The following is an 11915-nucleotide window of genomic DNA, read 5'->3' on the forward strand; positions in this document are numbered from 1 at the left end:
ATATGCGTGCGATCGACAATGCGAGCGATCCTGATCGCGACGCATGCTTATCGATTTTTCTCGCGCAACGTTCCCAACAACTACCAGCCGGCTCGACCGGTGTTAGGAGATATGGAGATGACGTACGACTCGACCCGCCGCGATTTTCTGCGCAAGGCGGGAGCACTCGGTGTGGGGCTGGCGACGAGCGGACTCGCCGCACCTTATGTCGCCAAAGCCACCGGCGCCGAAATCCGGATTGTCAGTAATCCGGGCCTCGAGAACGCGACGTTGAACGCGTTGATGGATGAACTCGGATGCTTCAAGACCTACGGCGTCGATGCGCGGATCATTCAGGTGCCTGGTCCGACTGGGCCGTTCGACGCCATTGCACGCGGCACAGCAGACGTGTGCATGGTCTCCGGGTACAACTTGGTGCTCACGCGCATCGAGCAGGGGGCGCAAGTGAAAATTATCGGCGCAGGCATGAAGAAGTGCGCGCTGACGATTTTTGCCCGGCCCGACGGCGCGAAAACGCTAGCCGATCTGCAGGGAAAGACCGTCGCGGTTGGACCGAAGCTCGGCTTGCTGCACACACTTATGCTTAGATTGATGAAGGAGAAAAGCATCGACGCTTCGAAAATCGAATTCGTTGATCGGGGCAGCAACGACCAATGCTTTGACGCGGTTGCTCACGGAGCAGCCGATGCGTGCTGCTCCAGCATCTCCCATCTCAATGACGACGCGGGTCTGACGGTTATCGGCGAAGGCGACATGTGGCGGGCGCTGCCGAGCTGCGTCTTCCAGACGGCCTACGCATCGGATCTGGCGCTCGGAGAAAAGCACGAAGGATTGGTCTCGGTGATAGCTGCCTATGGCGCGCTGTACGACTTTCTCATGTCACCAGCCTCTCATGACGCTTTCTTTGACGCTCGCAAGCGCGCCCAAAAGAAATTCGACGCTGCGTCGGCCCAGGCGATCTGGGACTTCAACCAGACGCAGCGTCCGTATTCGAGGGATCTGTCGCTGACTGAGAGTGACATCGTGTATCTGCAGGAGATGGATATCGGCGCGGGGAGCCTGAAGCGAAAACAACCGTTCAGCGCGGTGGCCGATATGTCGACGGCGATCGCTGCCGCGAAGCACACCAGCTAGACGAAGAGCGGGGAACCAGGCGGTTCCCCGGCTTTCCCTTAGAACGTGTGCCGGATGCCTGCGATGACAGAAATCTGAGATCCACCGGCCATGGGTGTCGGCACCGGGGCAAGCGTCGTCGCGGCGAGCGAAAGATTGCCGGAATTGTGAATGTGCTCGCCGGTCAGATACAGCAAAGTCCGCTTGGAAAGCAGATATTCGCCGCGCAAGACCTCGACGAGCGCCTTGTTAGGCGAGTGCGCGTATCTGAGTTGTGCCAGCATTCCGTCAATATGGAAAAACGGCGTCACCGGGACCGTTCCGGTCACCCACAAAAGGTTGCTTCTTGGCGTGGTGATCCCTTCGTTCACTCGCCTGATCCAGCCCACGCCGAACTTCGCCTTTTGGATCATGAAGTAGCCACCTAGCGTGAAGCGGCTGTCCGTGAGACCCGGCGAAGTCAGGCCGCCCCATGTTGCGGATGTGCCGCCATAGTTGCGTTCGTAGGAAGTTGCCAGGCCCCAGACATGCCCTTCGTATTTCAGCAACGCAGAATACTCCCGGCACTGATTTGAAGGAGAGGTCTGGCCTGGACAGTTGGTCGCGACGTTGCTGTTGCCCGCGACCGCATCGCGGCCAAAGCTGTAGTTGACACCCCCTTCGAAGTCGCCCAGGAAGTAGCGATAGCTGACGGAGTTATCCGCGCGTGCGTTGGCGATTCCGTTGTCGAGTGTCGTCAGGCCCTGCGCGCCCGTGCCGAACGGGTTGATGAAAGAGATGCCGTAGAAACGCATCGTGTACTGCCGTCCGAAGGTCAGGCGGCCATATTTTCCATCAAGGCCAACATACGACTGCCGTCCGAACAGACGTCCGCCCTGCCTCGATGCACCGGTCGTCGGGCTGAATCCGCCCTGCAAATCGAAGATTGCTTTTACTCCGCTTCCCAGGTCCTCGCTGCCTCGGATACCGAAGTACGAGGTAGCGGTTCCGTCCCCCGTGCGCCATCCGTTCGCCGTCTTGTTTTTGCCGTTGGCGACGTTGTTGACGAACTCGACACCTTGATCGATCAAACCGTACAGCGTCACTGTACTTGCGCCCACAGGCTGCGGGGGCGGCGCGTCTTCTTCATCTTGCGCCCGTGCGGACGAAGAAGCGCAAAGAAGCGCAGCGCAGACGCACATCGCGGTCCGATATTTCATTTACTTCATCTCCGTCATGTTGCTCACTTGGCTGAGAAAGCAGTGTCGAGACCACTGCGCGCCCGTGAGCTTTTCGATTTGTTACTGCCATGTTTAAATTCTGCCAGCGCAACGTCCTCTGCAAGTTGAAAAAAACGGCGTTCCGATTGAGCAAATGGTTAATGTCACTGCAGAAGCGTCCTGGCTCGATCGACCGGACATATCGCAAGAAGGGTGATGCGAGCGCGCTGCGGATACGGCCGATCGTCGTGACGTCGCTCGTTTTTCCCCTTTCGTGGGGCCGTGCGGACCACGCGAAGGATCTAGCGATTCTCTCTTTTAGGAACCGAATAACAGATTCATGGGCGGAGACGACATCGATATGGCCGGATTCCAATACTAGCGGGCGACCCTTCCTGGCCGCACGTGACCTTTCGCGCCAGGTGGCCTGAACAGACGCGCAGGCTGCAGCGCAGAAACTGAGCAAGCAAACTGGTATCACGAAAGACCGACCCAGCGAGTGTCAATGGGAGTATGCGTGCGTGGCGAGCAAACAAGGTGACACCAATAGCGACTTTCACTTGGCCCCACCCTGCACTAGATATCTTTTTTTCTCGAAGGCGGCGTAGGCTTTAAGGCGACCGTTAGCGGCTAGTGGGGGTCCCCTTGATTTCGTTGCATTTTGCGGGGATAGCAGCGCGTAGGCGCCATGCGGCTTTGCAAAACGGCCCTATTAAAAAATCTCATTAAATCAAGTGCTTCCTGTCTGGTCTCTTTCAGGCAGCGGGAACGCCTTTATGGCGACGACTCGAAGCTCAGGGTACGCGAGCAACGGAACACAAAATCCGGTCAAGCTTTTTTCAGCGCAGTTCGCCTGGCAGCGAACGCTTCGCGGATCTGTTTGGCACGTTTCACTTCGTCGCTATGCAAGTAGACCGACGTCGTCGAGATCGAAGCGTGTCGGAGATTGTCGCGTACCGTTGTCAGATCGACACCGCGTGCAAGAGCCTTTCGAATTTCAGTGCGATCAGGGATCGCGCTCGCCGGCGTATCGTTGACGACTACGAGTTGCACAATGTGTGTCTTCCACAGTTAAAGCAACTGCTGCTGTCACGCGTCGCCGGTCAGACGCAGCCAGTCATCGGATATGGGCCTTCGAGAAGCCACCCATTAGCGAATTGCCGGTTTTATTTTTGCACCGGTGATAGTTTTAATTCGGCCTACGGCCAGCGTCACGCAGAGCGAAGCTCATTTACACTCAGACCATCCACTAGGCTGGGCAAGACACGGTCTGCATAGCGGGCGATCGGAAAATCGAACGTGCCGCGCAAGTTAATGCCTTCCAGATAGGTGGGTGCAATTCGCCGCAGGTCCACAGCCCGAAGGACGTCCCCACTCATCGCCTCGATCTGACCAACGGCGCGTTGCATATGCATCGTGTTCCAAGCCATTACGGCGTTGGTGAGCAACGCCAGCGACGACGACACGGCTGCGAGTGATTCGTGATGCTTCGTTAGTTCCGCCGGAATTTTGCCTATGTGTATCGCCCGCTGCACGGTGTGTACGGCTTCACCACGATTGAGGACATGCTGAAGCTCGCTCCCTGCGTGCCAATATGAGATGCGACACCTGCCTTGGACCAATTAGAGTACAAAGACAGGATGCAATTCATGGCCAATTCGATGAAATCTGTAGTGAAGCCCGTTCCACAGCCCGCTGGGCTGGAAGCCGCGTTGGAGGGAGCCCGCAGGGCGAGCGCAGACGCGGCTTCCAGCGCGGCTCCAGCGCAGCCCGAGGTGGTCGCGATCGCCCGACGTCGGCAATTCTCCGCCAGCGAGAAACGACGCATCCTGGCCGAGGCTGACCGGTGTAGCGAGCCGGGGCAGATCGGTGCACTGCTGCGCCGCGAAGGCATCTATTCGTCCAATCTGGCAGCGTGGCGCAAGCGTCGTGCCGCTGAGGGCAAGACCGGTCTCGATCCGCGCAAGCGGGGAAACAAGGCCGATCCGGTGATCGCCGAGACCCGTCGAACGGCCGCGCTGACACGCGAGATCGATCGTCTGCGGCGACAGCTTATGCAGGCGCGGTTGATCATCGATGTTCAAAAAAAAGTTTCCTCCTTAATGGCTCTGCAGAACGAAGAGGACACGGATGGCAACTCCGCTTGGACGGAGTGAACCTCCTGGTGCCGGATGTCGGCGTGGCACGTGCCTGCCGGGTCATGAACATCGATCGCTCACTCGTGTACCGACAGCGCGCCGCGGCACGTCATCTGGTCGCGCAACCAGCGCCGCCCAGAGCTCGTCCCCGGCCTCCTCTGGCATTGAGCGAACTCGAGCGCTGGTGCGTGCTCGACGCGCTCAACAGCGAGCGTTTCGCTAATTGCTCACCGCGGCAAACCTACGCCACCCTGCTTGACGAGGGGGTCTATCTCGGCTCGGTACGCACCATGTACCGGCTGCTCGCCGGCGCCGACCAGGTACGTGAACGGCGCCGGCAATTGACTCATCCGTCCTACACCCGGCCGGAGCTGTTAGCGGTGCAACCCAATGAAGTGTGGTCCTGGGATATCACCAAGTTACGCGGCCCAGGAAAGTGGACGTACTTCCATCTGTACGTGATCCTTGATATCTTCAGCCGCTACGTAGTGGGCTGGATGATCGCTCCCCGGGAGACTGCTGAACTGGCCGAAATGCTGATTGCCGATACCGTCGCCGGACAAAACATCGAACCGGGTTGCCTCACACTGCACGCCGATCGCGGCACCAGCATGCGCTCGAAGACTGTCGCTGCCTTGCTGGTCGATCTGGAAGTCGTCAAGACTCATAGTCGGCCTTATGTTTCCAATGACAACCCCTTCTCCGAATCGCACTTCAAGACGCTTAAATATCGTCCTGACTTCCCGGATCGTTTCGGTTGCATTGAGGACGCCCGGGCGCACTGCCAGACATTCTTTGCCTGGTACAACACCGAGCATCGTCATTCAGGGATCGCGCTCATGACCCCGCACACCGTTCATTACGGCGGCGCTCAAGCGCTCACCAGAACGCGCTGCGCCACCCTGGATGCCGCCTTCCTGGCCCACCCCGAGCGTTTCAAGCGTGTCGCACCGCGACCACCCGAATTGCCCGTCGCCGCATGGATCAACCCACCCAAAAAGAAGGAATCCCAAACCCGCACAAAATTTGACGCTTGCTCACTGAAAGTAAACACCCAGGTGTCGCAAACTCATTGACACGCTCCGCTTGCGGTCGAGGAGACACCCGTTTTCACGGAAATGACGACTAAGAAGACGGTCGCGCGCTATCCCGTTCTTGAAGTGATGAAGCGAAACAAAAAACGCGTGTTACTTGTTATTGGCGCACGCTTCGCGGAGAACGGTTCGTTCTTCATCTTCAGCGTGTTCAGTCTGTCCTATGCGACGCAGCATCTACACGTACCGCGTTACGTAATCTTAGGAGCTTTGATAGTAGCTGCGCTCGCGACCGTGTTCACAATTCCGCTCTTTGGGCTGTTGACCGACTACATCGGCCGCAAGCCAGTGTTTATCGGAGGCGTCGTATTCACGCTGCTGTTTGCTTATCCGTTCTTCTGGCTGCTGCAAACGACCCAGCCGATGCTGATCCTACTCGCACTTGTCCTAGCGCTCGCAGTCGGCTGGGCGGCAATGTATGCGCCGCAGGCGGCGTACTTTGCCGAACTATTCGAGCCTCAGGTTCGCTATTCCGGAATGTCGATCGGCGCGCAGCTGGTCGCGATTGTCGCGGGCGGCCCGTCGCCGCTAATCGCGACAGCAGGCCTCGCGCTCTCGGGCGGCTCGCCGTGGCCAATCGCGGTGTGGCTGATTTTCGTATCAGCTGTATCGCTGATCGCCCTGATGCTTGCGCCGGAGACCGCTGGTATTGATCTCGCCTCGACCGGACGCGACGCGTTTGCCGAAGTTCGGCCCAGCATTGACGCCGTTGCGTCGGCACGGCGCGGCTAAACTTCGCGCCCAAAGCGCTAACACGGGTCCAGTTCGACCTCGACATGGAAGGCGAAACCAGGACGCATGGTTCGGTGAGTCAGGTGTTCCGCTCCGGCCGCGTCTGTCTGCTCGCGCTGATCCTGTTCGGCATCATCATGGGCTCGTATGCACTGAACTTCTGGCAACCGACCATCATCAAGGGCACCTGCATCAAGAGTCCGGCGCTGATCGGCTTCATGACGATGATCGCCTACACGGCTGCGCTGATTGGCATGCTGCTGATTGGCCGCAGCGCGGACAAGCGGCGCGAACGACGTTGGCATGTGATCGTGCCGACCCTGTTCGCAGCCTGCGGCTTCGTGTTGTGTGCCAACGTGGCCGGCAGTTCGGTGCTGTCGATGGTGGGGCTGAGGATGGTAGCGGTAGGCATTATCAGCGCCTACTTATGTTTTGGGCTTTGCCCACGTCGTTCTTGGGCGGTGTAGGTGCCGCCGCGGGTATCGCGCTGATCAATTCGACCGCGAATCTGGCCGGCTTCGTCAGTCCGACCGTTATGGCTGGCTGAAAGGCCAGACCGGCACGCTGTCGTCCGGGCTGTACCTGGTTGCCGGTACGCTAACCCTGTCCGCCTGTTTGATCTGGGCGTTCATTCCAGCGCGTGTGGTAAACCGCTGACGTCGATCACGTCACGGAGGTCACCGAGGTCACAATTATTTGCCGCGATTGGCTGGCGCCATTTCAGATTCGCACCCATCCGACGTGGCCACGATCCTGCTAAAACCCTTTACGTAACCCAAGGCGGGGATGCCCGTGCGCTTGCCTTGCTTCGGCGGATCGCGTCGTTGGGTGAGCATGCCTCGCGAAGCGTTGAGTTGGCGAAAAATACGCTGGAAATATTCGTGGATTGTCGTACCAATTGCCGCCGCTGTTCCCGGCGCCAAGGGTTAATTCCATGCCGTTGAGTCCGATCAGACTAAGTTGTTGATAGCAACACCCAAGCGTCCCATTCGCTCAGCCGTCTTGGCCCGCAAGGTCACGTCCGTGGATTCGTTCGACATGACGACATGTCTCTCGGATCCATGACGCCGCAGTCTGCAGCGGCGGGTGCCACGGCTATTGCGCGACCAATCCCCTAGCGTGCGTAGACGCTATGAGATCATCAACGCTGGCCGCCAGCAGCCCTACGGAAATACCCGGCGCAAGATCATAAGCATCTGCTTTGCTCTCTTACTGACGCTGGACTGGAATCGCGCTTTGCATGACGTTCCCCTTGCTTTGTCAAATCAATCCAGCTTCGGGGCAACAGCAAAGTCCACTGGAATTTTCGTGGTCGAGTGCAGGTAGTTGCTTACCGTTTTGTCGCCAACGATGACGATGACATCCACTAGGTTTTCCTTTGTCCAGCCTGTGGCAAAGAATGCTTCTACCAAGGCTTGGTCAACGTGGCCACGGCTTTGCGTGATGCCTTTGGTCAAGCGGGCTAGTGCGTCGAGCTTGGTGTCGAAGCTCGCTTGGCCATGCCGGATTTCGATGATTTGCTCATCAGTGAAACCGTTCAATTTCCCGAGCATGGTGTGGGCGGCCAAGCAATACTCGCATTCGTTGACTTGACTGACGACGAGGTTGACGACCTCGCGAGCCTTGCCAGAGATGCTGCTCTTGGCGTTTTGCAATGCCAAGTAAGTGGCAAGTGCCGTCTCCGAAAGGGCAAACGTGGCGTAGAGGTTGGGAACCATCCCAAGGCCCTTTTTGAGATCATCGAAAAGGGCTTGGTTGCGTACGCTGACTTCTTCGCGGGTAGGAACGGTGATGGTGGTCATGGTGACCTCCTGATGGTGGTTGAAAACGAGGGTGCAAATTGAATTGCTCTTATCGAGCGGTGTAGTCGCCATCAACTGCGATGGATCGGCCTGTGAGGTACGGGGCCTTGGCAGACGCGATGAAAACGATCGTCTCGGAGATCTCGCCCATCGTTGCGGCACGCTTGGCTGGAATGCTTCCGACCAAGCGCGCCTTAGCCGTTTCGTCGCGGCCGACAAAACGATGGCCTGTGGCCCGGTTCATGTCATTTTTTTTACAACGAAGCGTCGCCTCGAGGCCTTACTTCTCGGCGACCACCTGAAGCCGATGAATCTTAACTTCGGAAAACAGCCTCTCCGCATTCGCCGCAAGTTCCTGTCCGGCTTCGCCGTTCAAATGAGCTTCGCGGGCAACTTCGTCGTTGAAGGTGTCGAAGACCACATATACTCCAGGCTCACCTTCGTCTTTCGCCGCGTGCCACGTCAGCGTTCCAGCTTCTCCTCTTACCAGCTTGGCCTCCCCGCTTAGAAACGCCTCAACTTCCGATTCCTTTCCTTGTTTTGCCTTCAATTCAACAAACAACGCGAAATTAGCCATTTGGAAATATCCTCTCTTGAACAGTGGGTGTTAGTTACATTCGGTCGTACACAGTTGCATTTGCACTACCCAAATAGGCCTCCTAGTAATAAAGGCGTTTTCGGTCCAGCTAGAAACCGTCGATGATTCAGCAGCAATCCTGAAACCACCGTGTGGATCGGCGCCTTCTCCGCAGCGGCGCGGCGCAGGCACGCCAGACTGCAATCAGGGAGCGACCGCGCGGACGGCCTGTTCGATCACATCGACCACGACATCCGGGAAAGTGATGGGGATGGCGTGCGAAGATTTCAGCTCAATGACGTGAGCGTGGGCGCGCTCGGCTTCGAACTTAAATTCTTCCTGGGGGATGACGGGATCCAGCAGGGGCCTGATTTGCCAGCTTGGCTTGCTCATCCATGCAGCCGATGTCAGTGGCTCTTGGAGGGCTGCCAAGGCGATGGGCCGTTGGGTGGCGATCATCAGGGCGAGCACGCTCTCAGGCACGTCGGCGGCGAGGAGGTAGCTGTACTTATCGGCTTTGACGTGGAGATTCGTGCCGCTGGTTCCGTCAGGCAAGGTGTATGGGATCAGATCGACGGACGAGGCGAAGTCTCCGCCGGGAAAACGTTCGAGACAATCGTTTGTAGATTCCCCTACCCCGGGCATAGGTGAGCCCGCGTAGATTAGTCCCTTGACCTTGGGGTCGTCTCCAGCCTGGCTGATGACGGCCCCGCCGTAAGCGTGGGAAACGAGGATCACGGGCCCCTCGATCGTGTCCAGCAGACTACGCAGGTAGGCAGCGTCGTGCGCCACGCCACGCAAGGGATTGGAGAAGACCTTGAACGGGTGGCCCTCGCGCTGGAGCCGCTGGATCACTCCATGAGTCCAGAGCGACGAGTCTTCGACGGCCCCGTGCACAAGCACGATGGTTGGCTTGAGTGATTTGATATCCATGGTGATTCCTCTCAATAATTGTTGCGCTATGGGATGAGCGGTTGACGTGCGCATCAAGCCACACTGCCAAAGATCGTCATCTGGTTCGTAATTGAAGAGCCTCAGTGCGGCGCTTTATCTCTGAGCGAAAATGCGAAGCCGGTGCACCTTGTGAGCTTCGGAGAACAGGCTAGGTAACCACCTGAGAACCGCAGCAACCAAGTCGGCTTCACATCGCCAGCTCCGCTTCCTTGACGTTTGGCGATGGGCCCAAGGATCGTCGGATCGAAGTCGTTGAGGACGTCGCGCTCGGACAAACGCCGCGGAAAGTCGGGATTCGCCAGCGCTCCGCGGCCGAAGGTGAGGATGTCGGCGCCGTCATCCAGCGCAGCCACCGCCCGCTCGACATTGTGCAGACTGCCATTCGCAAGGATTGCTGCTTTGGGTGCGTAGCGCTTGGCTAGGTGCATCAACGATGCATTTCCCGGAGTAAAGGCCGGCTTCCACGCCTCATGGTCGGTCACATGGATGAAGTCCACGCCGGCGTCGGCGAGGCTGCCGAAGATGATTTCTGCATCGCGTTCCGCGGCGGCCCACTTGTGTTCGTAGTCGTTCACCTTCCCTTGGGAGATGCGCACGCCGACCGGCACCATGGCTCCGACCTTCGCACGCACCGCCTTGAAGGTTTCGACGATCAATTGCACGCGGTTCTCCGTGGAGCCGCCCCATTGATCCGCTCTTTTGTTGGCGTAGTCCGTCAAAAACTGGTCGAGAAGATATCCATTGGCGCCATGGATCTCGATTGCGTCAAACCCCGCATTCTCGATTGCGCGTCCCGCCGACTTAGCAAAGCCATTGATGGCGTCAGCGATCTGCGCCTCTGTGATCGCGGCCGGAAGAGCGTAGTGGTCCTTGCCGTGATAGAACGTCATCTGCGTGCCCTTGGGCTGAATGGCAGACGGGCCCACCGTGCCGTCGCGAAAGCGATTGCCCTGGCTTATTGCGCCGGCATGCATCAACTGGGCGATGGCGAGCGCGCCATGCGCCTTGATGCCGCTAACGACCGGCTTCCAGGCATTGGCCTGCGCTTCGTTAGTTATGCCAGGCTGATCGAGGTAGCCCTGCGAGAACGCCTGATCGGTGTAAATGCCTTCGGTGATGACCGTCCCGAAGCCACCCCGTGCGAAACGTTCGTAGTACCGGGTCATCGTCTCGGTCGCCCGGCCATCACGGGTCGCTGTGATGCGCGTCATCGGCGCGACAGAGAGGCGGTTCGTCACGGTGCGGCCGTTTATAACGATTGGCGCGAAAAGTGCGCTTGTGTCAATGTCCATTATCCAGACCTCCAAAAGCGTTGCATCGAGCGTTTTTAATCTCAAAAACAGGGGCTTACTTGCTTGCTGGACTTAAATGTAGCTTATTGGGATGGGGTGCAGAAGATGGGATTGACGATAAGCAATATATCGTTTATCGTTAAAATATGAATCTCGCAGATGTGGCTCTGTTTCGCACGATTGCGTCCGGCGGCAGCCTGTCGGCTGCGGCTCGTCAGTTGGGCACAACGCCGATGTTGGTCAGCCGCAGGTTGGCGGGCCTTGAGGCCGAGCTAGGCGTGCGCCTATTCCACCGCACGACGCGTTCCCTGTCGCTGACGCCGGAGGGGGAGGCCTTTCTGCCTCACGCAGTCGCCCTCATAGAAGCTCGCGATTCGGCGATCGACTCGGTCTCGTCCGGTCGCTCCGGCCTCTCAGGCGTGTTGAAGATTACAGCGCCGAACGTCATCGGCCATTCCGTCGTTGTCCCTGTCGTGGCTGAGTTGATCGCCGACAACCCCGCGCTCCGCGTCGATTTGACTCTGAGCGACGGCGTCATCGACATTGTGACGGCAGGACTGGATGTGGCCGTTCGCGTGGCAGTGATGAAGCCTTCGGACATGATCGCGACGAAAGTAGCTGACAATCCATTTACGCTAATCGCATCGCCGGGCTACATCGCACGCTTCGGAGAACCCTCCACGATAGAAGATCTGGTGGGGCACCCTTGCATTAAGCTTCATGCAATGGACAATTGGCCATTCACGCGAAGCGGCGAAACGCACCGAGTTCGAATTAGTGGTCCTTTGTCAGTCAGTACTGTCGACGCGGTTCGAGCAGCCTGCATCGCGGGTGTCGGTATCGCGATGCTGACCTACTGGGACGTGCATGAGCAGATTGAGCGCGGAGAATTGAAGCGTATCGCCCTCGCTGACGCCAAACCACTGGAAGTTGGGATATGGGCCGTTTTCCCGACTCGCGCGCACATGCCTGCCCGGGTGCGGGCATTTATCGACACTTTGCGAGTTCGGCTGC

At 58.2% G+C, this 11915-nt stretch carries 10 protein-coding genes and 2 pseudogenes; 5 read left to right on the forward strand and 7 right to left on the reverse strand.

Translation table 11 applies throughout. The features are described 5' to 3' along the window. Positions 1-117 precede the first annotated feature (117 nt). The gene (locus ACMX25_RS34095; protein WP_414954293.1) at positions 118-1134 is read left to right on the forward strand and encodes an ABC transporter substrate-binding protein; all 1017 of its coding nucleotides are present in this window, start codon (positions 118-120) and stop codon (positions 1132-1134) included. 38 nt (positions 1135-1172) lie between these two features. On the opposite strand, the gene ACMX25_RS34100 is transcribed toward ACMX25_RS34095, so the two are convergent. Continuing rightward, a complete protein-coding gene (locus ACMX25_RS34100) occupies positions 1173-2312 on the reverse strand; it encodes a porin (RefSeq protein WP_414954294.1) in 1140 nt (379 codons plus the stop codon). Between the two features lie 1211 nt (positions 2313-3523). Beyond that, a pseudogene (locus ACMX25_RS34105) lies at positions 3524-3892 on the reverse strand (Tn3 family transposase); the annotation flags it as partial. Positions 3893-3973: 81 nt separating this feature from the next. On the opposite strand from ACMX25_RS34105, the pseudogene ACMX25_RS34110 reads away from it, so the two are divergent. From ACMX25_RS34110 to ACMX25_RS34120, 3 genes and pseudogenes are all read left to right on the forward strand, one after another. Further along, positions 3974-5526, forward strand: a pseudogene (locus tag ACMX25_RS34110) (IS3 family transposase). 42 nt (positions 5527-5568) lie between these two features. Further along, positions 5569-6276, forward strand: coding sequence for an MFS transporter (locus ACMX25_RS34115; RefSeq protein WP_414954295.1), 708 nt, complete (start codon positions 5569-5571; stop codon positions 6274-6276). Between the two features lie 44 nt (positions 6277-6320). Further along, entirely contained in the window at positions 6321-6743 is a 423-nt protein-coding gene (locus tag ACMX25_RS34120) for an MFS transporter (RefSeq protein WP_414954296.1), read from the forward strand. Positions 6744-7541: 798 nt separating this feature from the next. Here ACMX25_RS34120 and ACMX25_RS34125 read toward each other — a convergent pair. The 5 genes from ACMX25_RS34125 to ACMX25_RS34145 all read right to left on the reverse strand — a co-directional run bounded on the left by ACMX25_RS34125 (position 7542) and on the right by ACMX25_RS34145 (position 10901). Then, positions 7542-8078 carry a carboxymuconolactone decarboxylase family protein gene (locus ACMX25_RS34125; protein ID WP_414954297.1) on the reverse strand — a complete coding sequence of 179 codons (537 nt, stop codon included), beginning with the start codon at positions 8076-8078 and terminating at the stop codon, positions 7542-7544. 49 nt (positions 8079-8127) lie between these two features. After that, positions 8128-8322, reverse strand: coding sequence for an SDR family oxidoreductase (locus ACMX25_RS34130; protein WP_414954298.1), 195 nt, complete (start codon positions 8320-8322; stop codon positions 8128-8130). A gap of 36 nt (positions 8323-8358) precedes the next feature. Continuing rightward, positions 8359-8655 carry a putative quinol monooxygenase gene (locus tag ACMX25_RS34135; RefSeq protein ID WP_414954299.1) on the reverse strand — a complete coding sequence of 99 codons (297 nt, stop codon included), beginning with the start codon at positions 8653-8655 and terminating at the stop codon, positions 8359-8361. 204 nt (positions 8656-8859) lie between these two features. Continuing rightward, positions 8860-9588 (reverse strand): alpha/beta hydrolase, encoded by a 729-nt coding sequence (locus ACMX25_RS34140; protein ID WP_414954300.1) that lies wholly within the window; start codon positions 9586-9588, stop codon positions 8860-8862. Positions 9589-9689: 101 nt separating this feature from the next. Next, the gene (locus ACMX25_RS34145) at positions 9690-10901 is read right to left on the reverse strand and encodes an NADH:flavin oxidoreductase (protein WP_414954301.1); all 1212 of its coding nucleotides are present in this window, start codon (positions 10899-10901) and stop codon (positions 9690-9692) included. A 146-nt stretch (positions 10902-11047) separates the two neighbouring features. Between ACMX25_RS34145 and ACMX25_RS34150 the strand changes: the two genes are divergently transcribed. Continuing rightward, the coding region (locus ACMX25_RS34150) for a LysR family transcriptional regulator (protein ID WP_414954302.1) at positions 11048-11915 on the forward strand (868 nt) is incomplete at its 3' end.

The organism is Caballeronia eucalypticola (genome assembly GCF_047608185.1).
In the GTDB taxonomy this organism is placed as follows: Bacteria; Pseudomonadota; Gammaproteobacteria; order Burkholderiales; family Burkholderiaceae; genus Caballeronia.